Origin of the sequence: Vreelandella hamiltonii (assembly GCF_014651775.1) — a bacterium.
GTDB classification, from domain to species: domain Bacteria; phylum Pseudomonadota; class Gammaproteobacteria; order Pseudomonadales; family Halomonadaceae; genus Vreelandella; species Vreelandella hamiltonii.
The window spans coordinates 252,281-273,848 of sequence record NZ_BMXN01000001.1 but is presented as its reverse complement, the minus strand read 5'-3'; the positions used below and the strand labels follow the sequence as shown (position 1 = coordinate 273,848).

Annotated in this window: 18 protein-coding genes; 7 read left to right on the top strand and 11 right to left on the bottom strand. The window is 59.9% G+C overall.

Features of this window, described 5'->3' with window-relative positions; genetic code table 11:
• The first annotated feature begins 1 nt into the window (after position 1).
• On the top strand, positions 2–1,402 hold the full coding sequence (locus IE091_RS01275) for a sigma-54-dependent transcriptional regulator (protein ID WP_189462606.1): 1,401 nt from the start codon (positions 2–4) through the stop codon (positions 1,400–1,402).
• A 49-nt stretch (positions 1,403–1,451) separates the two neighbouring features.
• On the opposite strand, the gene IE091_RS01270 is transcribed toward IE091_RS01275, so the two are convergent.
• The gene (locus tag IE091_RS01270) at positions 1,452–1,646 is read right to left on the bottom strand and encodes a hypothetical protein (protein ID WP_039175655.1); all 195 of its coding nucleotides are present in this window, start codon (positions 1,644–1,646) and stop codon (positions 1,452–1,454) included.
• 244 nt (positions 1,647–1,890) lie between these two features.
• The gene (locus IE091_RS01265) at positions 1,891–2,319 is read right to left on the bottom strand and encodes a hypothetical protein (protein ID WP_189462605.1); all 429 of its coding nucleotides are present in this window, start codon (positions 2,317–2,319) and stop codon (positions 1,891–1,893) included.
• Positions 2,320–2,793: 474 nt separating this feature from the next.
• Here IE091_RS01265 and IE091_RS01260 point away from each other — a divergent pair, with 474 nt between their 5' ends.
• Positions 2,794–4,434: a BCCT family transporter gene (locus IE091_RS01260; protein WP_039175652.1), complete on the top strand. Its 1,641-nt coding sequence runs from the start codon at positions 2,794–2,796 to the stop codon at positions 4,432–4,434.
• A gap of 95 nt (positions 4,435–4,529) precedes the next feature.
• Here the strand turns inward: IE091_RS01260 and IE091_RS01255 are convergent, their stop codons facing one another.
• The 3 genes from IE091_RS01255 to IE091_RS01245 all read right to left on the bottom strand — a co-directional run bounded on the left by IE091_RS01255 (position 4,530) and on the right by IE091_RS01245 (position 7,786).
• The gene (locus tag IE091_RS01255) at positions 4,530–5,255 is read right to left on the bottom strand and encodes a 3'-5' exonuclease (protein ID WP_189462604.1); all 726 of its coding nucleotides are present in this window, start codon (positions 5,253–5,255) and stop codon (positions 4,530–4,532) included.
• A gap of 1 nt (position 5,256) precedes the next feature.
• Entirely contained in the window at positions 5,257–7,167 is a 1,911-nt protein-coding gene (locus IE091_RS01250) for a DUF294 nucleotidyltransferase-like domain-containing protein (protein ID WP_039175649.1), read from the bottom strand.
• Between the two features lie 229 nt (positions 7,168–7,396).
• Complete coding sequence (locus IE091_RS01245) at positions 7,397–7,786, bottom strand: DUF4168 domain-containing protein (protein ID WP_039175645.1); 390 nt, start codon at positions 7,784–7,786, stop codon at positions 7,397–7,399.
• A gap of 146 nt (positions 7,787–7,932) precedes the next feature.
• Here IE091_RS01245 and IE091_RS01240 point away from each other — a divergent pair, with 146 nt between their 5' ends.
• Positions 7,933–8,856: a DMT family transporter gene (locus IE091_RS01240; protein ID WP_052196320.1), complete on the top strand. Its 924-nt coding sequence runs from the start codon at positions 7,933–7,935 to the stop codon at positions 8,854–8,856.
• Positions 8,857–8,893: 37 nt separating this feature from the next.
• Positions 8,894–9,661: an EAL domain-containing protein gene (locus tag IE091_RS01235; protein ID WP_479694283.1), complete on the top strand. Its 768-nt coding sequence runs from the start codon at positions 8,894–8,896 to the stop codon at positions 9,659–9,661.
• A gap of 7 nt (positions 9,662–9,668) precedes the next feature.
• Here IE091_RS01235 and mtgA read toward each other — a convergent pair whose 3' ends face one another.
• The 3 genes from mtgA to IE091_RS01220 form a co-directional block, all read right to left on the bottom strand.
• Positions 9,669–10,385, bottom strand: a complete 717-nt coding sequence (gene mtgA, locus IE091_RS01230) for a monofunctional biosynthetic peptidoglycan transglycosylase (RefSeq protein WP_039175641.1) — start codon at positions 10,383–10,385, stop codon at positions 9,669–9,671.
• A gap of 12 nt (positions 10,386–10,397) precedes the next feature.
• Positions 10,398–11,252 carry an S-formylglutathione hydrolase gene (gene fghA / locus IE091_RS01225; protein WP_016916326.1) on the bottom strand — a complete coding sequence of 285 codons (855 nt, stop codon included), beginning with the start codon at positions 11,250–11,252 and terminating at the stop codon, positions 10,398–10,400.
• A gap of 72 nt (positions 11,253–11,324) precedes the next feature.
• The gene (locus IE091_RS01220) at positions 11,325–12,434 is read right to left on the bottom strand and encodes an S-(hydroxymethyl)glutathione dehydrogenase/class III alcohol dehydrogenase (RefSeq protein ID WP_096921357.1); all 1,110 of its coding nucleotides are present in this window, start codon (positions 12,432–12,434) and stop codon (positions 11,325–11,327) included.
• 209 nt (positions 12,435–12,643) lie between these two features.
• Between IE091_RS01220 and IE091_RS01215 the strand changes: the two genes are divergently transcribed.
• Positions 12,644–13,531 carry a LysR family transcriptional regulator gene (locus IE091_RS01215; RefSeq protein ID WP_189462603.1) on the top strand — a complete coding sequence of 296 codons (888 nt, stop codon included), beginning with the start codon at positions 12,644–12,646 and terminating at the stop codon, positions 13,529–13,531.
• A gap of 14 nt (positions 13,532–13,545) precedes the next feature.
• Here IE091_RS01215 and IE091_RS01210 read toward each other — a convergent pair whose 3' ends face one another.
• A complete protein-coding gene (locus IE091_RS01210) occupies positions 13,546–14,913 on the bottom strand; it encodes an L-serine ammonia-lyase (RefSeq protein ID WP_039175634.1) in 1,368 nt (455 codons plus the stop codon).
• A gap of 183 nt (positions 14,914–15,096) precedes the next feature.
• Between IE091_RS01210 and IE091_RS01205 the strand changes: the two genes are divergently transcribed.
• Complete coding sequence (locus tag IE091_RS01205) at positions 15,097–15,738, top strand: hypothetical protein (protein ID WP_081192452.1); 642 nt, start codon at positions 15,097–15,099, stop codon at positions 15,736–15,738.
• A gap of 179 nt (positions 15,739–15,917) precedes the next feature.
• Complete coding sequence (locus IE091_RS01200) at positions 15,918–17,489, top strand: AbgT family transporter (RefSeq protein ID WP_039175630.1); 1,572 nt, start codon at positions 15,918–15,920, stop codon at positions 17,487–17,489.
• A 100-nt stretch (positions 17,490–17,589) separates the two neighbouring features.
• Here the strand turns inward: IE091_RS01200 and rpoD are convergent, their stop codons facing one another.
• The gene (gene rpoD, locus IE091_RS01195) at positions 17,590–19,446 is read right to left on the bottom strand and encodes an RNA polymerase sigma factor RpoD (RefSeq protein WP_039175627.1); all 1,857 of its coding nucleotides are present in this window, start codon (positions 19,444–19,446) and stop codon (positions 17,590–17,592) included.
• A gap of 230 nt (positions 19,447–19,676) precedes the next feature.
• Complete coding sequence (gene dnaG / locus IE091_RS01190; RefSeq protein ID WP_189462602.1) at positions 19,677–21,524, bottom strand: DNA primase; 1,848 nt, start codon at positions 21,522–21,524, stop codon at positions 19,677–19,679.
• Positions 21,525–21,568: the final 44 nt, after the last annotated feature.

The window sequence follows — 21,568 nt, the reverse complement described above, 5'->3', positions numbered from 1 at the left end:
TGTGACCCATCAGGAACACCTGTTACCGCTTTTGGTGGTGGAAGATGACGCCGCTATACGTGAGTTATTGGAAGAGGAGCTTCACGATGCGGGCTATGAAACCGTAGGCGTCGCCAGCGCCGAAGAAGCCATTGCGCTACTTAGCCATACCCCGGTGGCGATGATGATCACCGATGTACGGCTGCCGGGCATGACCGGCATTCAGCTCTTGCAGCAGCTTCGCCAGAGCGGCAGCGAGCTGGGCATCATCGTGATTACCGCGTTTGGCACCATCGACCAGGCCGTGGAAGCCCTGAAGCTGGGGGCCGACGATTTTCTGACCAAGCCGCTGGATCTGGATGCGATTCGCGAAGCGGTGTTTCGCGTGCTGGAGCGCCAGCGCCTCTCGCTGTCGCACGATACAGAGCTGAGCCACTTCCACGGCATCGTGGGCAAAAGCCCGGCCATGCAGTCGCTGTTCCACGATGCCTCGCGGCTGGCCAAAAGCGACGCCCCCATTCTCATTCTGGGTGAAAGCGGTACCGGCAAGGAGCTGCTGGCGCGGGCCATTCATCAGGAGAGCAGCCGCCACGACGCGCCTTTTGTGCCCGTCAACTGCGCCAGCATTCCCGCCGACCTGATGGAAAGCGAGTTTTTCGGCCATGTCAAAGGCGCCTTCACCGGCGCCAACGAAGCCCGCAAGGGCCTGTTCCAGAGCGCCCAGGGGGGCAGCCTGTTCCTGGATGAAATTGGTGAAATGCCGATCAACCTGCAGGCCAAACTGCTGCGGGCACTCCAGGAGAAGACCGTTCGCCCGGTGGGCGGGGAGCGCGAGGAACCGGTGGACGTGCGCATCATTGCGGCCACTCACCGTAACCTGGAAAAGGAGATCGAGCAGGAGAACTTCCGTAGCGACTTGTTTTATCGTCTGGAAACGTTCTCGCTGCGTATTCCTCCCCTGCGCGAGCGCGGCACCGATGTGGAACACCTGATCTTTGCGCTGATCGACAAACACGCCGAGTCTCAGCACAAACAGGTGGAGCATATCGAGCCCGAAGCACTCAACAGCCTGCTCAACTACACTTACCCCGGCAACGTGCGCGAACTGGAAAACGCCATCATGCGGGCCGTGACCTTGAGTGAGGAGGGCCTGTTGAAGCATCAGGACCTGCCCGAGCGTCTACGCGACCAGGCTCATCAGCAAAACAGTACCGACCCCACGCCGACCTTGAGTGGCGAAGTATTGCCCGGCACCTCGGCACCGGCCCCTGCTCCGGCCCGCTGGCCCAGTCTGGAAGAGGTGGAGAAACGCTACATCCGCAAAGTGCTGGAAGCCACTGGCGGCAACAAGCGCCGTACAGCGGAAGTTCTGGGCATCGCGCGGCGAACGCTCTACCGTCGCCTGGAAGACAGCGACGAATGACCCATAACGAAACCGCCCCCATCTCAGGGGGCGGTCTCGTTGAAGCCTCTTAATTATCCACGCCTTCCCCCGGAGTCTCTTCAGGGGTGGTGCCATCATTGGCCATGGGGCCACTGCCCATGGGCTCTTCCGGTTCGGGCTCTCCGTTAGGCGGCGAGCTGTCGCCACACCCCGCCAATACCCCGGTCATCAAGAGCGCACTGAACAACATTGCATATACACGCTGGTGCTTTGGTGACTTCATGTCGTGCTCCTTCCCTTTTGAAAATCTCTTGTGAAAACGCCCTCCATGGAAAGCGAGATCGTCGAATGCGTTTGGCAGGCCAAACACCTGCTTGTTCGCCTCCTGCCTGTTTAACTTTAGCGGCTACTGACCAGGATGCAAAAAAAACCCCCGCGGGCGCGGGGGTGAAAGGATGACAGGCCGTGTGGAGCAGCCGCAGGGAACAGACAGCTGGGCGACCTGGCATCGTAGGGAGCGGTAAACATTACTGGGTCGTGGTCATCTCGTCTTCGTCGTCCGCAGGTACTTCGTCATTGGCGCCGGGCATCGGGTCGGTGCCTTCACCAAAGCCAGGCTCTTCCTGCGGGTCGGTCATATCCGTGGTCTCGCCGGGCATGGGCTCCTGCGTGGATGCCGCATCACCCTCGAGGCCTGGGTCAGCCGCCATGGGGTCGTCTGCCATGGTATCTGCTGGAGCAGCGGGCTCTTCGCCCATCATGCTATCGCCTTCGGTAGTGCTGGGCACTTGGCCGGAGGTCGCATCCTGTTCCATGGTCTCAGGCTGCTGAGCCGGGGGCATCTCGTCTTCACCATTTCCACAACCTGCCAGTGCCAGTGTGCTGACCGTGGCGGCGAGCATGCATAGTGTCAGTACGCGTGAACGCTTGGTTGTCTGGGGAGTCTGCTTATCCATAAGAGTTGCCTCCATTACTGATTACATGTTGCTCGTCCTGCATCTGCAAAGACCTTTTCACATGCAAAAACCTCTTCACACAACGTGCCAATCTTTCCAAAATAAAAAATAATCCATTAAAAACAAAAGCTTGAAAAAACAACAATGGGCGCATCAAACACCGAAACATGATGGCTTGGCAGGTTAAAAATGGCACATGTGGCATTTTTCAGCTCAGATGCTGGCGGCGTTGTGACACACCGACCAAGACCATGTATAATAAAAATTAATCAAGAAAATAAAAAAACAGGTCATTCCGTTATGAATGGTGGTGAGATCGCCACGACCACCTGCGATACCCACCCATTGACTGTATATCTTGGTTGCGTTGATAAACATTAATCAACATTTGCTACCCTAGTAGTTGCATCATTCGCTTGCCAGGCACTTGTCCCGTGGCCTTAGGCAGTTTTTGTTCGACATGGAGAGGCTTTTGTGGAAAACCCAGACGCTAAACGTCCCCCTGAAGAGCCGGTCTCGGAGGGCATTCCTGCCCCGGATGGCCCGGCCAACCTGATAGATACCGACTACGTGATCGGTCAGGACAACATTACCACCAGCACCATGGGGTTCAGCCTTGACCTGCACGGCAAGGTATTTACCATCTCGGCGCTGGTGGTACTGCTGTTCGTGATCCTCACGCTGGCGCTACAGGACACCATCGCACCGCTTTACGACTCGATTTTCGGCTTTCTGACCGGCAACCTGTCGTGGTTCTTCATTCTGTCCGCCAATATCTTCGTCCTGCTTTGTCTGGGCCTGATCGTATCGCCGTTGGGCAAGATTCGCATCGGCGGAGCGGACGCCAAGCCTGATTTCACTTATACCGGCTGGTTTTCCATGCTGTTTGCGGCGGGTATGGGCATCGGGCTGATGTTCTTCGGGGTCAACGAACCGCTGACCCATTTTGGCACCTCGCTGGACGGCGGAGACTGGGCACCGTTGGCGGGAGCCGAAGGTGACACGGCTGCCGCCGCTGCGCTGGGCATGGCCGCGACCATTTTCCACTGGGGCCTGCACCCGTGGGCCATTTACGCCGTGGTCGCGCTGTCGCTGGCACTATTCTCCTTCAACAAGGGTCTGCCGCTGTCGATGCGCTCCGTGTTCTACCCGCTGCTGGGTGAGCGCGTATGGGGCTGGCCAGGGCACCTGATCGATATTCTGGCGGTGTTTGCCACGCTGTTCGGACTGGCGACCTCGCTGGGGCTGGGTGCTACCCAGGCCGCTGCGGGCTTGAGCTACCTGTTCGGCGCACCGGAAAGCGATGTCACCATGATCCTGTTGATCATCGGCATCACCATCATTGCCATCGGCTCCATCATTGCCGGGGTCGACAAAGGCGTACAGCTGCTGTCGAAAATCAACATCGCCATGGCGGCGGCACTGCTGTTCTTCGTCATCGCGGTAGGCCCTACCCTGCTGATTGCCACGGGCTTTTTCGAAAACCTGATCAACTACGTGGTGCATCTACCGGCCCTCTCCAACCCCTTTGGCCGTGAAGATGCCAACTTCAGCCAAGGCTGGACTGCCTTCTACTGGGCGTGGTGGATCTCCTGGTCACCCTACGTCGGCATGTTCATCGCGCGGGTTTCCCGTGGCCGTACCGTTCGTGAATTCCTGATCTCGGTGCTGCTGGTGCCTTCGATCGTCTCGGTGCTGTGGATGACCACGTTCGGTGGCACTGCCATCGACCAGTACGTGAGCCAGGGTATCGAAGCCGTGCGTGACGCCGGTGTGGACCTGCAGCTGTTCGTGATGCTGGAGCAGTTGCCGCTGTCGCAGATCACCTCGTTCATTGCGATTCTGCTGGTCATCATCTTCTTCGTGACCTCGTCTGACTCGGGCTCGCTGGTCATCGACTCCATCACTGCCGGTGGCAAGGTGGATGCTCCCAAGCCGCAGCGCGTGTTCTGGGCGATCATCGAAGGTGCCATTGCCATCGCCCTGCTGTTGGGTGGCGGCCTGACGGCCCTGCAAACCATGGCCGTATCGACGGGCTTCCCGTTCACCATCATCCTGCTGGTGGCCTGCTACGCCATCATCAAAGGGCTGATGAGCGAACCCAAAGCCGTTTGACCCCTCCTTGGCCAGCGTTTCTTGCTGGCCTTACACAAAACGGGCAGCCCATGGGCTGCCCGTTTTGTGTTTGCCACTACCCCCACTCTAGTCCGTCAGCACCACAGCGCCTTGAGCGGCGTATCCGGTGAGTAGCGGTTGGCGATTTGCGCCTGCAGCAGCTCGGCGGTGGCCAGCGCATCCACCAGGGCGTGGTGCCCCTGGTAGGGCGGCAAGCCATAGCGTTCACGGCTGGCATTGAGCCGAATCGAGACTGGCGGCCTGCCCAGCCAGCGGCGAAAGCGCGCCCACAGGGTCTGCCGATGCAGTCTGGCTTCCAGCGACATCGTGTCGATCATGGGAAACAGCACGCCCTCGCCGCGCCGCTCCTTCACGGCGGCATCCAGAAAAGGGCGCTCGATGTTGCGAAAATGGACCACCACCACTCGGCCCGCCAGCACCTCCAGCAGCTCATCCAGCACCTCGTCCAGATCAGGGGCGTCAGCCACCTCCGAGTGGGTGATATGGTGGTAGGCGATGGAGGCTTCGTCCAGCGGCCGCGCAGGCTTCACCACCCAGTAACGTCGCTGGGCAAGCGGTATCCGGCCCAGCGTAAAGGGCACGGCCCCCACGCTGACGATACCGTGGCGACGCTCGTCCAGCCCGGTGGTTTCCAGGTCCAGCGCCACCATGGGCACCTCGCCCAGAGGGGTGTCGGGGTCTGGCAAGGGCGTGCTGAAGAAACGCTGCAACGCCTCATTATCAGCGCGCTGGGCGCGAACAGCCATGTAGCCAGCCCAGTCGGCCTGGGTCACTTTCTGACGTGGGCGAATACCGTGCATATCAACGCCCCTGCCGTTGCGTGGGAATCGGGTAGCGGAATTTCAGGAATTTCTGCGCATGGCTCAACACCTGAAACGCATCCTTGAGCGTGTGCCGCTCGCTGTCTTCGACGTTTTCGGGTTCGATGTTGTTATCCGGCTCGCGCTCTTCCTGCAGGTCGATGACCTGATGGCGAATACGCGACATGCACAGGAACTCCAGGGCATAGCTCAGCTTGTCGCTGACCCCGGTGGCCAACAGCTGGGTCTGGCTGATGTCGTTCAGCCGCTGAAAGGAGTTCTGCGCTTTGGAGCCACAGGCCAGCGCATGCACACGAATCAGGTCTACCATGGGCGCCGTACCACGCCGCTTGAGGTTGATGGAGTTGTTGTGCTTGCCATCCTTTTCCATCACGAACGTGCGGAAAAAGCCCAGCGGGGGCGTACGGTTCAAGGCATTACGCGCCATGGCGGCCAGAAACAGCGGCGACTGGGGTGCCGTCTGGGCGATCAGGTCCTGAAGCGCTTCCACGTAGTGTTCTTCGCCATAGATACTGTCCAGGTCGAAAAAGATCGAGCTGTGCAGCAACCTCTCCGGAGTTGGGTTGGCCATCCAGTCCTGGAAGTAGCGTTTCCACACGCTCAGCGGCTGGCGCCACTGGCGGTTGGTGGCCATGACATCGCCTTTGCAATAGGTGTAGCCACAGGCGGCCAATCCATCGCTGACAAAGGCTGCCAGCGCCTGGAAATACGCGTCGTGCTCGTCCGGGTCGAAATCATCGGACAAGATCAGCGCATTGTCCTGGTCCGTCACGATGCTCTGCTCGTTACGCGCCATGGACCCATTGACCATGAAGCAGTAAGGCACCGGGGGTGGCCCCAGCGACTCTTCGGCCAACTCCAGCAAACGGCGGGTAAAACTGCGCCCGATGGTCGATAGCGCGCTGCCCACCATCTGTGAATTGGCCCCCTCCTGCACCATCCGTGCAAAGGCAGCGCGAACGTCGGGCAACAGCTTGGCCAACCCTTGGGCGCTGGACTGGTTGAAAATATTGCTGACCAGATAAAGCCCGCTATGGGTCTCGTAGCGAATGATATCGGAAAGATGCACCACACCTACCGGGCGCTGGCGATACAGCACCGGCAAGTGATGCACGTTACTGCGCAGCATCACCAGCATGGCCTCGTAGACCGTGGCATCCGACTGGACGGTAATCAGCCGCTCTGATACCACATCGCCCACGGGCGTGGAGGGCGCCAGCCCTTCGGCCACTACCCGCGTGCGGAAATCGCTGTCGGTGAGAATGCCGCACATCTGCCAGGTCTTGCCTTCGCTGTCCTGAAAGCTGTAGCGAGGATGATTGCTCCCCTCATCGATCACCAGTACGGCCGATGCCTGGGCAGCGCTGATCTGCTGTGCCGCCTGCTGAACGCTGGTGGTGGACTCCACCATCACCGGATAACGTGTCACCAGCTTGCGTATGCGCGTGACCATCATGTCGTTGGACTTTTTCTGCTGCTCGGCAGCGGTCTCCAACCGAGGCCGCTCCAGCTCCACGAAGTCGGCAAACTCATCGTCTTCCTCACAGAGCCGCTGGAAAACGTCGTTGGGTATGAAATAGATCAACGTATCTTCGATGGCCTTGGCAGGAAAACGCACCTTGTGGTTACGCAGCAGGCTGAAATGACCGAAGATGTCTCCTTCTGCCAGGCGATTGTAGAGTTCGCCCTGCCGCCGATACACTTCTACTGCCCCACTGCGGATATAGCACAGCTCATCGAGGGTGGCGTCCAGCTCGAGAATGTCGCTACCCGTCTTGAAGTAACTCACCTCCACCCGGGCGGCAATGGCGTCCAGTAGCTCATCGGACAGCCCATCGAATGGCGGGAACTGTCCCATGTGCTGGCGGATTTCCAGAAGCTCCACGTCCATACGCTCTCCTGCAGAGGCTCAAAGGGTTAATGATCAGCCATTTAGTGTGGCGTGTGCGTCGGTAGAGGACAACCTTTCAGCCTGGGTGAACCACGCAAAAAAAAGCCCAGCACGTTGGCGCTGGGCTTTTGGACCACAGAACAGGCAGGTACTTCGCACGTTAAGGAAAATCTGGCACTATCCTGCAGGTCTCGATGGTTCACCACCGCCAGAGGCGGTGGCAACAGGCTTATGACTGGCTAGCCATTTCCTGTACACGCTGCATCATTTCCGGATCCTGCTGGATGGATTGACCGATAGCATTGAACGTGTCGACGTCCAGACCGCTGTCTTCGACCACTTCGATCATGCGGTCATTGGCTTCAGCGCGAACTTCCTGTTGGGCAGCTTCGTCTTCTGCTTCCTGCAGACGCTGTGTGTACTCCTGAGAGATCACGGCGATTTCTTGAGAAGCATCGGCGAACTGCTGTAGCTGCTGATCAGAAAAATCCTGTGCAGGCGCCTGCTGGGTCGCCATCGGATCTTGTGCCGGGTCCTGGGCTTGCTGGGCGTGGGCAGTGCCCGCCATCAGGCCAGTGGCAAGGAGAGCAGCAGAGAACAAAGCAGTCATACGTTGCATGGTAAGAAACCTCATTGGCGCGTTATGAATGTGCACAGTGTGACGCGTGGTTCAGGCACAGGTTCAATCTTTTATGTAAAAACACGTTACAAGAAGAACAGAACGTAACAACAACAGATAAACAACACGCTGGCAATAGGAGCTTTATGTCTAGCCATTTCAAGGCCTTGCAAAACATGCACGGCCATTCGCTCGCGCTGGCCGCCATGCCTGGGCTCTTCGTGCTGTTATGGAGCACGGGGTTCATTGGTGCCAAGTTTGGCCTGCCCTACGCCGAACCCTTCACGTTTTTGTTTATCCGCTTCGTGTTGACGCTGCTGCTGCTCGTACCGCTGACCTTGCTGATGCGCATTCCATGGCCGAGTTCACCAAGGCTATGGATGCATATCGGGATATCGGGCCTGCTCGTGCATGCCACCTATCTTGGCGGCGTATTCTATGGCATTTACCTGGGAATGCCAGCGGGTCTGGCGGCCTTGCTGGTCGGCTTGCAGCCATTGTTGACCGCCGCCTGTGCAGGCCCACTGCTGGGCGAACGCCTGGGCGCGCGACAATGGCTGGGCCTGGCACTGGGGCTGGTAGGCATCTGCCTGGTGCTGGGCAGCAAGCTGGAGTTTGGCAGTTCGCTGTTCAGCGGTTTTGGGATGGGGGCACTGGTCAGTGTACTCGCCGCATTGCTGGGTATTTCACTGGGCACGCTGTACCAGAAACGCTACTGCACCAGCATGCCGCTGCTGTCGGGTGCAGTGATTCAGTACCTGGCTGCGGGCACCCTGCTGGGCCTGGGCGCGCTGTTGTTCGAGACCCGCTCCGTAGCGTGGAGCACGACCTTCCTGCTGACGCTGGGCTGGCTCGTGCTGATTCTGTCAATTGCCGCTATCCTGTTATTGATGGCCTTGATAAAAAAGGGGGAGGCTTCCCGCGTGGCAAGCCTCTTTTATCTGGTGCCTCCCGTGACCGCGCTGCAGGCGTGGTGGTTATTTGATGAGCGGCTGCCACTGATGGGGCTCATCGGCATGGTCATTGCCATCGCAGGGGTGGTGATGGTCGTCAAATCCGCCAGCAAATAACCCTAATAATTTTGATCGTTCCAGGGCTTGGAAGAACATGACAGCACAACCTCATTGCGCCAGGGTAAACGGCGTCTGCAACCGCTGCGACACACCGGTACCTTTCGCGTTTACCATGGCCTTTCAGCCCATCGTGGACGTAGCACGTCGTGAAGTGATCTATTACGAAGCGCTGGTACGAGGCATCAACGGTGAGTCCGCCTTTTCCATTCTGGAGCAGGTGACCGACGACCTGTTGTATCGCTTTGACCAGGCATGTCGGGTCAAAGCCATCGAGTTGGCCAGTGAGCTGGGGATGGAGGCGCGTCTCTCGATCAACTTTCTTCCCAATGCCGTCTACGAACCCGAAGCCTGTATTCAATCTACCCTGGAAACATCACGCCGGGTGGGCTGGCCCACCGAACGGCTGAACTTCGAAATCACCGAAACCGAACGGGTGGTCGACCGAACACACCTGCGCAACATCATCGATAGCTATCGCCGCATGGGGTTCACCACGTCGCTGGATGATTTTGGCAACGGCTACGCCAACCTGGACCTGTTGACCGATTTGCGACCGGATACGCTGAAGGTAGACCGAGAGCTGGTCATGGGCTGCGACGGCAATCCACGGCGGCAGGCCATTCTCAAAAGCCTGGTCGCCCTGGCGCGTACCCTGGGCACCCAACTGGTGGCCGAAGGGGTCGAGACACGGGCGGAGTCACGCTGCCTGCTGGCCTTGGGCATTTCGGTACAGCAGGGGTATTACTTCGCCAGGCCACAGGTAGGCGTACTGGCCAGCGTGACTGACGAGCAATACGATTGAAGAAGGTTCAAAGCCGTTCGAGGTAAGCCGTGCCGCCCAGATTACGCATCTGTTGGCGGATCCACTGGCCGCGGCGCTCGACCTGGGCGTCGGGTCGCGATGCGCTGCGAGTGCGCGGGCTAGGCAGGATGGCCGCCAGCAAACTGGCCTGGCGCTCGGTCAAGGCACTTCCGGAAGCACCAAAGTAGTGGTCGGCGGCAGCTTCCAGCCCAAACACCCCGGTATCCCACTCGGCCACGTTCAGGTACACCTCCAGAATCCGCTGCTTGCTCCAGAAGGTTTCGATCAGCAGGGTGAACCAGGCTTCCAGCCCTTTGCGCAGCCAGCTGCGCCCACTCCATAGGAAAACGTTCTTGGCCGTTTGCTGGCTGAGCGTACTGGCCCCCCGCAGCCTCGAGCCATCGCGGCTGGCCTCCCAGGCACGACGCAGCTCCACCACATCGAAACCACGATGAATCGGGAAGCGTTGGTCCTCGGCGGCAATCACCGCCAGCTTGGCGTTATTCGAGAGATTGTCCCAGCTACGCCACTGGCGCTGGATGGTGATGGGTTCGCGATGGACCCAGCTTTGTACCTTGCGCTCCACCATCACCATGGAACCCGGCGGCGGCACGAAGCGAAACAGCCACACCAAGGCCACCGAGAGCAGCACAAAGGCCAGCGCGCCACGCCAAACAAGACGCCAAAGCAGACGAAGAACTCGGCGCAGCGCGCGATTGACCATGTCTCGGTACCCTTAACGTTTCATGAGGTGTTCCGCATGATAGCGCAAATGGTCCTCGATGAACGAGGCGATGAAGAAGTAACTATGATCGTAGCCTGGCTGACGGCGCAGCGTTAGCGGGTGATCATGCTCGGCGCATACCGCTTCCAGACGCTCGGGCATCAGCTGCTCTTCCAGGAACTGATCGGCTTCTCCTTGATCGATGAACAACCGCTGCCGGGAAGCGCCATTGGCCACCAGCTCGCAGGCATCGTACTGGCGCCAGCGGGTCTGATCTTCCCCAAGGTAGCTGGTGAAGGCTTTTTGACCCCAGGGGCAGTTCATCGGGTTCACGATCGGCGCAAAGGCCGATACCGAACGGAAGCGCCCCGGATGACGCAGCGCCAGAATCAATGCACCATGCCCTCCCATGGAGTGCCCGCTGATCGACTCGCGGCCATTGACCGGAAAATGCTGACGCACCACGGACGGCAGCTCTTCGACCACGTAATCGTACATGCGGTAGTGAGGCTTCCAGGGCGCCTGGGTGGCGTTCACGTAGAAACCTGCGCCGGACCCCAGATCGTAGCTTTCATGCTCGCCGGGCAACTCCGTGCCGCGCGGGCTGGTATCCGGGCACACGATCGCCACGCCCAGCTCTGCCGCAATGCGATGCGCGCCAGCTTTCTGCATGAAGTTTTCGTCATTGCAGGTCAACCCCGACAGCCACCACAGAAGGGGCACCCGCTCGTTTTCGGCTTGTGGCGGCAGGTACACCGCAAAGACCATGTCGCAGTCCAGGGCTCGGGAGTAGTGGCGGTAGCGCTTGTGCCAACCGCCAAAACTGCGGTTTGCCGACACCAGTTCCAACGTTTCACTCATGCTCATGGGCAGGCTCCTTAAACAGTGAAACGCGGCGGGTTGCCCCGGCCGCGTTCTTTCAGGCTGCTTTCATCATACTCAGTAATGCAGAACGGTACGAATGCTCTTGCCGGCATGGAGCAGGTCGAAGGCTTCGTTGATCTTCTCGAAGGGCATGTCATGGGTAATGAAGTCGTCGATGTTCAGCTCGCCGTTCATATAACGGTCTACATAACCCGGCAGCTCGCTACGCCCTTTCACACCGCCAAACGCAGAGCCTTTCCATACCCGGCCGGTGACCAGTTGGAAGGGGCGCGTGGAGATCTCTTCACCGGCACCCGCCACGCCAATGACGATCGACTCACCCCAGCCCTTGTGGCAGCACTCGAGGGCGGAACGCATCACGTTGACATTGCCGATGCACTCGAAGGAGTAGTCCACGCCGCCATCGGTCATGTCGACGATCACTTGCTGGATCGGGTCGCTGTAGTCTTTCGGGTTGACGAAGTCCGTCGCGCCGAACTGCTTGGCCAGCTCGAACTTGTCCGGATTGACGTCAATGGCGATGATCTTGGCGGCTTTGGCCATCACGGCACCCTGGATCACCGCCAGGCCGATCGCCCCGAGGCCAAACACGGCAATGGTGGAGCCCGGCTCGACCTTGGCCGTGTTCAACACGGCACCAATCCCTGTGGTGACACCGCAGCCCAGCAGGCAGATCTTGTCCAGCGGCGCTTCCTTGGAAACCACGGCCAGCGAGACTTCCGGCAGCACGGTGTACTCACTGAAGGTGGAGGTGCCCATGTAGTGGTGCAGCATCTTGCCTTCCAGCGAGAAGCGCGACGTGCCATCGGGCATGACCCCTTTACCTTGGGTAGCGCGCACGCTGCCACACAGGTTGGTCTTGCCGGACAGGCAGAATTTGCACTTGCCGCACTCAGCGGTATACAGCGGAATGACGTGGTCGCCCGGCTTCAGGCTGGTCACGCCTTCGCCCACTTCCTGCACGATACCCGCACCTTCGTGGCCCAGTACCGCCGGGAAGTTGCCTTCCGGGTCGGCGCCCGACAAGGTATAGGCATCGGTATGGCAGACGCTGGTGGCCGCCATTTTCACCAGTACCTCGCCCGCCTTGGGGCCTTCCACATCGATGTCGACCAGTTCGAGCGGCTTGCCCGCTTCGAGTGCAACCGCAGCACGTGATTTCATGCAAATCTCCCCGAGGTGTTGCGCAGCGACGTTCCACTGCCTGGGCGCAACAGCGCTCGATAAAGTGGATGGATAAACGTGCTTGCAGTGTAGGCCAGCTAGGCGAAAGGGATAAAGCGGGATACACTCACAAGATTATTGCCACTGAGCAACAGTCGCGTTGCTCATTCGCTGCCACCCTTCACCGCCAGATGGACATGAGGAGCGCCATGCAGCGCTGGGATCGTATCGAAGCGTTCGTGGAAGTCGTACGGCTCGGCACCTTTTCGGCCGCTGCTCGCCACTTGAAGGTGTCCACCTCGCATATCAGTCGGCTGGTCAGCCAGTTGGAGAATCAGCTGGGCGTTCAGCTGCTGTATCGCACCACACGGCAGATTCGGCTGACCGATGCCGGGGCCTTGTACGTGGAGCACTGCCGCCATTTGTTCGATGGGCTGCGTGATGCCGAGCAGGCAATCAGCGAGCTGCAGGCCAAACCCCATGGGCTACTGAAACTGACCTCGGCAACGACCTTCGGCGAACGCTACGTTGCCCCGCTGGTCAATGATTTCCAGCGCCTGCACCCTCAGCTCGAAGTACACATGCACTTCACCAATCGCCCGGTGGAGTTGATCGAAGAGGGTTTCGACATCGCCATTCGCATGGGGGTGCTGAAAGACTCCAGCCTGATTGCTAGGCGGCTGTGCGAACGCCGCGAATACGTGGTGGGCTCACAGGCCTATTTTCGTCAGGCGCCCCGCCCCCACACGCTGGGCGAGCTGAGCCAACACCGCTGCCTGCTGGGGTCGCGCCCCAACTGGCTGTTCGAAGTGAACGGCCAGCGGCGAGAGGTCAAGGTGGAGGGATGCTGGAGCGGCAACTCGGGGCCTGCCCTGCTGGATGCGGCCCTGAAAGGGCTGGGCCTGGCTCAGTTGCCGGATTACTACGTCGCTCCGCATCTGGCCAGTGGTGAACTGATCTCGGTGCTGGAACCCTTCCAGCACCACGATACGGCGGTGTGGGCGGTCTACCCGCGCCACCGCCACTTGTCACCCAAGATTCGTCAACTGGTGGACTATCTGGTGGCCAATATCGGCCGCAGCCTGCCCCAGGCCTGACACGCGCTGCCGGATTAACACTCGATGGCGTTGACCGCGAGCCCTCCCTTGGAGGTCTCCTTGTATTTGTCCTGCATGTCGCGTCCGGTATCGCGCATGGTCTTGATCACTTTATCCAGCGAGACGAAGTGGTCGCCATCACCATGCAGCGCCATGCGGGCGGCATTGATGGCCTTGACCGACGCAATGGCATTGCGCTCGATACAAGGGACCTGCACCAGCCCCGCCACCGGGTCACAGGTCAGCCCCAGGTTATGCTCCAGGCCAATTTCCGCAGCGTTTTCTACCTGCCGCGGCGTACCGCCCAGCACTTCGGCCAGCCCGGCCGCCGCCATGGCGCACGCCGAGCCGACTTCTCCCTGGCAGCCCACCTCCGCCCCGGAGATCGAGGCATTCTTCTTGCACAGTATGCCCATGGCGCCCGCCGCCAACAGAAAATCGACCACGTCGGCATCGCAGGCGTCGGGTTCGAACTTCAGGTAATAGGCCAGCACCGCCGGAACGATACCGGCAGCCCCATTGGTGGGCGCCGTGACCATCCGCTTGCCGGCCGCGTTCTCTTCATTGACGGCCAGCGCAAACAGGTTGACCCAATCCATCACGCTGAAACTGCTGACGATCAGGCGCTGCTGGGCGGGCGGCGAAAGCAGTTGCTGATGCAGGGCGTTGGCGCGACGGCGCACGTTCAGCCCGCCAGGCAACCGCCCGGTGGCTTTCAATCCGTTCTCGATACTGTCACGCATGGCGTGCCAGATCTTCAGCAGTTCGGTACGGATGGTGTCTTCGCTGCGCCAGGCTTTCTCGTTTTCCAGCATCAGCTGGCTGATACGCAAATCATTCGCCTGGCACAGTGCCAATAGCTCGTTACCCGATTCGAACGGATAAGGCAGCGCCGTCTTGTCCTCATCCAGCCCGCCCTGATCGGCACAGGCCTGGTCGACATAGAAGCCGCCGCCCAACGAGTAGTAAGTGTTGGTCGCGATCACTCGCTCTTGCTGGTAGGCCGTGATCACCATGGCATTGGGATGAAAGGCCAGACAGGTCTCGTCCCACTCGATGTCTCGCGCACGGTCGAAGGGCAGCGAATGCCCATTGGGCAGCGTCAGTGGCGTCCCGTCGTCCAGCGCCGCCAGGCGTCCGGCAATGCTGTCGGGCTCGATGGACTCGGGCATTTCACCCATCAGGCCCATCACCACCGCATTGTCGGTGCCATGGCCTACCCCAGTCGCGGCCAACGACCCGTGCAGCCGCACCACCAGCCGTGACACTGGCGCTTCCGGCAACGCCATCACGAAATCCCGCGCCGCGCGCATGGGCCCCACGGTATGCGAGCTGGACGGGCCAATGCCTATCCGAAACAGATCAAAGACGCTAATGGCCATGGTGACACCCGCCCCTCAACGGTCGTTATTGCTTTCATGTCGTTACTTTGCAGTGTAACCCGCCATTCGTCGAGATATTCCTGGCACGTTCGACGTGTCAGTACAGAAAAGTGACGATATAATGAACATCCATTCATGTATGTTTGTTGTTTGACTGATCTCGCCTGACGTAGAGGAACCGTGATGCCACCCTCCTGGCCTATTGATTTTCGCACTGCGCTGCTGCGCGCGACACTCTATATACTCTTCATAGGAGGCATCGCCCAAGGCGCGTATCTGGAAGCGTTGTATCTGCCTACCGTGCGCTATACCGAGCTGGGGTTCACCGAGCTGACCCAGACCTTCATTCTGATCAGTTGCTGCACCCTGCTCCTCTACGTACGCCATGTGCTGAAAGTATGGCCCACGGTGACCCTTCTGCTGCTGGCCTTCCTCGCTGCCTCGCTGGTGCGTGAGCAGGACTACTTTCTCGATGAGTACGTCGCACGGCATACCTGGAAAATCCTGGTCGCCATGATCATCCTCCCCTCACTGGCCTGGGTCGTGTACCAGCGCCAGCGTTTTCTGGAGGAGTTTCGCCACTTCAGCAATAGCTTTGCCTTTGGGCTGTTTGCAGGCGGCGTACTGGTTACTTATGTATTTTCACGTCTGTATGGCAGGCAAGTGTTTTGGCGCGCCGTATTGGAGGAGCAGTACGTCCGGGTTTTCAAGGATGTGGCAGAAGAAGTGGTCGAGCTGCTGGGCTATAGCCTGATTCTGTTTGCCATGATCGAGCTGCTCCTGCTGGCCCGACGCCTGCACCTTGCTCGCCAGAAAAGCGCCTGACACCCTGCCAATCGGTTCTTTTTGCCGTCTTTGGGAGCACCGCCAGAGACGGCATTTCATTTTTTACATCCCGCTATACGTAAAGCCATTTGCGCCCCCTTGACCATCCACGTAGTGTCGTCCCCCACACCGCTTTGGGCAATTTTGCTAAAAAACAACCAACTGACGACACAAACGTTATGAATACACCAAACAATCGTGAAAATACGCTAAAACGCGGGGCGTTCACTCGCTTCCTGGATAGCGTCGAATGGCTGGGCAACCTGCTGCCTCACCCGGTGACGCTGTTCGCCATCCTGTGTGTACTGGTGGTGGTCGGCAGCGGCATTGCGGGGGCGCTAGGGGTATCGGTAGCCGACCCACGCCCAGCCAATGAAGGCGAGTGGATTGCCGTCAATTCATTGCTCAACGCCGAGGGCCTGCGCCGCTTGGTCACCGAAATGGTGACCAACTTCACCAGTTTTGCGCCCTTGGGTACCGTGCTGGTGGCCATGCTGGGGGTGGGCGTAGCCGAGCACTCGGGCCTGCTGTCGGCCAGCATGCGCGCGCTGGTACTCAACCGCTCACCGCGCATCGTCACCTATGCCGTGGTATTTGCGGGCATCATGTCGAACATGGCAGCCGAGCTTGGCTATGTGGTGCTGATTCCGCTGGCGGCGATGATCTTTCATTCGCTGGGCAGACATCCGCTGGCCGGTCTGGCAGCCGCGTTTTGTGGCGTCTCCGGCGGCTACAGCGCCAACCTCTTGATCGGCACCGTCGACCCGCTGCTCTCGGGCATCACCCAGGAAGCCGCTCGTCTGCTGGACCCGGCGTATATCGTCGGAGCCGAAGCCAACTGGTTCTTCATGTTTGCCAGCACCTTTTTCGTCACCCTGATTGGCGGCCTGGTCACGGAACGCATCGTCGAGCCGAAGCTGGGCAAGTTCGATACGGCCTATGCCGACAGCGATATCGATCAGCAGCGCATGGAGGGCCTGTCCGACACCGAAAAGCGGGCACTGAAGGGCACCGGCCTGGCCACTCTGGCACTCATCGCCCTGGTGGCCATCATGGTGGTGCCTGAAGGCGGCATTCTGCGCGACCCCGAGACCGGGCTGATCAGCGGCTCCCCCTTCCTGCGCGGCATCGTGGTGATCGTGGCCGTTTCGTTCAGCGTGCTGGGCTTCATCTATGGTCGCCTGGCAGGCACCATGCACAATGACCGCGACGTGGTGAACGCCATGGCCAAGAGCATGAGCAGCCTGGGCCTCTATATCGTGCTGGTCTTTTTTGCCGCTCAGTTCGTGGCGCTGTTCAACTGGAGCAACTTTGGCACGGTGACCGCCATTGCCGGGGCCGACCTGCTGGAGTCCCTGGGGCTGCGCGGGCCTGGACTATTTGCGCTGTTCATCATCATGTGCGCCTTCATCAACCTGTCGCTGGGCAGCGCCTCGGCGCAGTGGGCCGTGACGGCACCCATCTTCGTGCCCATGCTGATGCTGATGGGCTACGCCCCGGAAGTGATTCAGGCCGCCTACCGGATCGGCGACTCGGTCACCAACCTGATCACCCCGATGATGAGCTATTTCGGGCTGATTCTGGCCGTGGCGACCCGTTACCGCAAGGATATGGGCATTGGCACCCTGGTAGCGCTCATGCTGCCTTATACCCTGTTCATGCTGATCGGCTGGAGCCTTCTGTTCTTCCTCTGGGTATTCGTACTGGGTCTGCCCGTAGGACCGGGCTCCGCGACTCACTACACCCTGTAAAGGCTTCAACAAAAGCGGCAAGGTGCTACTGGCACCTTGCCCAACAGCCGCCCACAAAAAAGCCCGCCGTGTTTCCACGGCGGGCTTTTTCGAGCGACGCTTACTCGTCCAGGAAGGAACGCAGCGGCTCGGAACGGCTGGGATGACGCAGCTTGCGAAGCGCCTTGGCTTCGATCTGGCGGATCCGCTCTCGGGTCACGTCGAACTGCTTGCCGACTTCTTCCAGGGTGTGATCGGTATTCATGTCGATACCGAAACGCATGCGCAGCACCTTCGCTTCGCGAGCGGTCAAACCACCGAGGACGTTACGGGTCGCTTCGATCAGGCCTTCGCCGGTCGCCATATCGATGGGCAGCAGCATGGTGCTGTCCTCGATGAAGTCGCCCAGGTGAGAGTCGTCGTCATCACCAATCGGCGTCTCCATGGAGATCGGCTCCTTGGCGATCTTGAGCACCTTGCGCACCTTGTCTTCCGGCATTTCAAGACGCTCGCCCAGCTCTTCAGGCGTCGGCTCGCGGCCCATTTCCTGCAGCATCTGACGAGAGACACGATTGAGCTTGTTGATGGTCTCGATCATGTGGACCGGAATACGAATGGTCCGCGCCTGATCCGCGATGGAACGCGTAATGGCCTGACGAATCCACCATGTCGCGTAGGTGGAGAACTTGTAGCCACGGCGATACTCGAACTTGTCCACCGCCTTCATCAGACCGATATTGCCTTCCTGAATAAGATCCAGGAACTGCAGGCCACGGTTGGTGTACTTCTTGGCGATCGAGATCACCAGACGCAGGTTGGCCTCGACCATCTCTTTCTTGGCCCGGCGCGCCTTCGCTTCACCGATGGAGAGCTTGCGGTTGACTTCCTTCAGGTCCGCCACCGTCAGCTGCACCATGTCTTCCTCGAACGCAATCTTGCGCTGAGAACGTGCGATGTCGGCACGCAGTGGCTCAAGACGGTCGGCATACTTGGGCTGCGCTTCCTGGAAAGCGTCCAGCCACGACGAATCCGACTCATGCCCCGGGAAGGACTTGATGAAGGTCTTGCGCGGCACCTTGGCTTTCTTGACGCACAGCTGCATGACCGCCTTTTCCTGGGCACGCACCTGCTCCACGCTGATGCGGATCTGCCCCACCAGACGCTCGAAGTGCTTGGGCACCAGTTTGATGGGCGAGAACAGCTCGGCCAGACGTGCCTGCTCGGCCTTCAGCTCGCTACTGCCACGGCCAAACTTGGCCAGCGCCGCTTCGACGGCAGCATTCTGCTCACGAATCTGCTCGAAACGCGCCTTGGCTTCTTCTGGGTCCGGGCCACCTTCGCTGGCGGTGGTGTCCTCGTCATCGTCGTCATCGTCGCTGTCGATATCGTCGTCATCGCTCAGCTCGGTATCGACTTCCGGCTCGGGGGCTTCCGCTTCAGCCACCCCGGGAATACCTTCATCGGGGTCGATGAAGCCGGAGAACAGGTCGGAAAGGCGCCCTGGCGCCTCCTCGTCCTGGGTCGCGTCGTAGGCTTCGAGAATGGAGGCAACGGCACCGGGCAGGTACGCAAGCGCCGACATGACTTCCCGCGTGCCCTCTTCGATCCGCTTGGCGATTTCGATTTCGCCTTCACGGGTCAGCAGCTCCACCGTACCCATCTCACGCATGTACATGCGGACAGGGTCAGTGGTGCGACCGACGTCGCTTTCCACGGCGGCGAGTGCCGCAACGGCCTCTTCCGCAGCGGATTCGTCCGCGGAGTGATCCGACATCATCAAAGTGTCTTCATCTGGCGCTTCTTCAACGACACTGATACCCATGTCGTTGATCATGCCAATGATGTCTTCCACTTGATCCGGGTCGGCGATATCCTCGGGTAGATGGTCGTTGACCTCGGCATAGGTCAGGTAGCCCTGTTCCTTGCCGCGCGCGATCAACTCCTTCAGACGTGACTGCTGCTGCGCATTTCCAGCCATAGAAACCCTATCTCGACGAAGAAGAATGAAACACCTGGGGCGCTGAATCGATTAAACTCAACAAGCCGAACAGTATAGCGTAAATAGCTGGATTTTTTCCAGCGAAACGTATTTTCGCGATCATTCAGGTGTGTTAGGTTGTTCGGTTAGCCAATACTTGGCGGCATAACCTCTATGTGGCCCTGAAGTTCGAGATTTCAACCCCTCACCTCTTGCAACCACCTTGTGCATTAGCGGCCCTGGGTCAATTCCATCACCAACCCGGCCAACCGCTGCCGCTGCTCCTTATCCAGCTTTTGCCCTGAGCGCTCCAGCGCCAGCAAGGCATCGTACTCTTCCTGCGGCGAACGCTTGCGCTGCTTCTCGACCAGGTGTTCTACCAGTCCGGTCAGCTCGTCCTCACGGGTCGCCCTGGGAATCAGCAGCTCACGCGCGGCCAACTCTGCCAGCACACGCCCCTCATCACTGCCCTGAAAGTGCGCCAGTACCACTTGCGGGCTGCGGTAGCGTCCGGCGCGCAGCAGGGCAATCAGGTCACGGCACAGCGATGCCTGAGGATCCTGGCCAGGCAGCCAATCCTGCGTTTCCGGCAGAACGGCCACCAGCGTCGGTTCATGCAGCAACAGCTGCACGATACGTCCTACGGTGGAGAGCGCCCGCGAGGTGCTCGCCTGACGCAACGGCCGACCACCGCGCGGGCGAACCTGCTCTTCCGGCGCCGCCTGCGCATCGACCGGCTCCCACTGCGGCGACACCCTGGAGGCTGCTGCCACGCGTTTGTCCAGCAACCCCTGCAACTGCGCCTGGGACAGCCCACTTCGCTTGGCGAGCGTCTCCAGCAGCAGCGACTTCAGCATGCCTTCCGGGACCTTCTGCAGCGCCTCCAGCACGTGACTGGCGAAGCGCTCGCGCCCTTCCACGGTCTGCAAGTCGCGCCCCTGGGCAGCCTGCTCGAACAGAAACTCCGACAGCGGCATGGCACAGGTCACGCGGTCTTCGAAGGCCTCGCGACCCTCGCGGCGTACCAGCGAATCCGGGTCATCCCCTTCCGGTAAGAACAGAAACCGTGCCTCGCGGCCATCGATCATCTGCGGCAGCGCGGTTTCCAGCGCACGGCTGGCTGCCTGACGCCCGGCGCGGTCACCGTCGAAACAGAACACCACGCGACTGACCAGGCGGAACAGGCGCGTCAGGTGGTCTTCGGTGGTGGCGGTGCCCAGCGTGGCCACGGCGTTATGAATGCCGTACTGCGCCAGCGCCACCACGTCCATGTAACCTTCGACCATCACCAGCTGTTCCAGCTTGCTGGTCGCCTGACGCGCCTCGTACAGGCCGTACAGCTCGCGCCCCTTGTGAAAGACAGGCGTCTCCGGCGAGTTGAGGTATTTGGGCTGCTCATCCCCCATGACCCGACCGCCAAAGGCGATGGTCCGACCGCGCAAATCGCGTATCGGGAACATCACCCGGTCGCGGAAGCGATCATAAGTGCGCCCAGTGTCCTCGCGGTGAATCAGCAGACCGTACTCGACCTGCACCGACTCACCGATGCCCTTGGCGCTCAGATGCTGCTTCAGCGCCTCCCACCCGCCGGGGGCATAGCCAATCCCATAGGTGGTCATCACGTCTGGCGAAAGGCCACGCCCCTGCAAGTAGCGCTGGGCCGCCTGCCCCTCCTGCATCTTCAATCGCTCACGATAGAAGCTGGCCGCCACCTCGAGAAGATTGACACCTTCCTTGCGTTTTTTCTCCCGCTGCTGGGCACGCGGGTCGTCCGCCCCTTCCCTGGGCACGTCCAGCCCCAGCCGCCCGGCCAGCTGCTCGACCGCCTCGGGAAAGGGCAGCTTGTCGTATTCCATCAAAAAGCGTAGCGCATTACCGTGGGCACCACAGCCAAAGCAGTGATAGAACTGCTTGTCGGCACTGACGGTAAACGAAGGTGTTTTTTCCTGATGGAAAGGACACAGGCCGGAAAAATTACGGCCCGCTTTCTTGAGCTGTACGCGCTCCCCCACCACCTCGACCACGTCGACGCGGCCAAGCAGATCGTCGATAAATCGCTGTGGAATTTGACCTGCCATGGGCTGAGGGCATCCTCGCGCAACACGCTTGTGGGCGGGTCTAA

Excerpts from the sequence above, each read along its gene's own strand:
- IE091_RS01215 (WP_189462603.1), top strand. The coding sequence starts at position 12,644 with ATGCAGCGCTGGGATCGTATCGAAGCGTTCGTGGAAGTCGTACGGCTC.
- rpoD (WP_039175627.1), bottom strand. The coding sequence starts at position 19,446 with ATGGCTGGAAATGCGCAGCAGCAGTCACGTCTGAAGGAGTTGATCGCG.
- IE091_RS01245 (WP_039175645.1), bottom strand. The coding sequence starts at position 7,786 with ATGCAACGTATGACTGCTTTGTTCTCTGCTGCTCTCCTTGCCACTGGC.
- IE091_RS01255 (WP_189462604.1), bottom strand. The coding sequence starts at position 5,255 with ATGCACGGTATTCGCCCACGTCAGAAAGTGACCCAGGCCGACTGGGCT.
- mtgA (WP_039175641.1), bottom strand. The coding sequence starts at position 10,385 with ATGGTCAATCGCGCGCTGCGCCGAGTTCTTCGTCTGCTTTGGCGTCTT.
- IE091_RS01235 (WP_479694283.1), top strand. The coding sequence starts at position 8,894 with ATGACAGCACAACCTCATTGCGCCAGGGTAAACGGCGTCTGCAACCGC.
- IE091_RS01240 (WP_052196320.1), top strand. The coding sequence starts at position 7,933 with ATGTCTAGCCATTTCAAGGCCTTGCAAAACATGCACGGCCATTCGCTC.
- IE091_RS01210 (WP_039175634.1), bottom strand. The coding sequence starts at position 14,913 with ATGGCCATTAGCGTCTTTGATCTGTTTCGGATAGGCATTGGCCCGTCC.
- IE091_RS01250 (WP_039175649.1), bottom strand. The coding sequence starts at position 7,167 with ATGGACGTGGAGCTTCTGGAAATCCGCCAGCACATGGGACAGTTCCCG.
- IE091_RS01205 (WP_081192452.1), top strand. The coding sequence starts at position 15,097 with ATGCCACCCTCCTGGCCTATTGATTTTCGCACTGCGCTGCTGCGCGCG.
- IE091_RS01270 (WP_039175655.1), bottom strand. The coding sequence starts at position 1,646 with ATGAAGTCACCAAAGCACCAGCGTGTATATGCAATGTTGTTCAGTGCG.
- IE091_RS01200 (WP_039175630.1), top strand. The coding sequence starts at position 15,918 with ATGAATACACCAAACAATCGTGAAAATACGCTAAAACGCGGGGCGTTC.
- IE091_RS01265 (WP_189462605.1), bottom strand. The coding sequence starts at position 2,319 with ATGGATAAGCAGACTCCCCAGACAACCAAGCGTTCACGCGTACTGACA.
- dnaG (WP_189462602.1), bottom strand. The coding sequence starts at position 21,524 with ATGGCAGGTCAAATTCCACAGCGATTTATCGACGATCTGCTTGGCCGC.
- fghA (WP_016916326.1), bottom strand. The coding sequence starts at position 11,252 with ATGAGCATGAGTGAAACGTTGGAACTGGTGTCGGCAAACCGCAGTTTT.
- IE091_RS01220 (WP_096921357.1), bottom strand. The coding sequence starts at position 12,434 with ATGAAATCACGTGCTGCGGTTGCACTCGAAGCGGGCAAGCCGCTCGAA.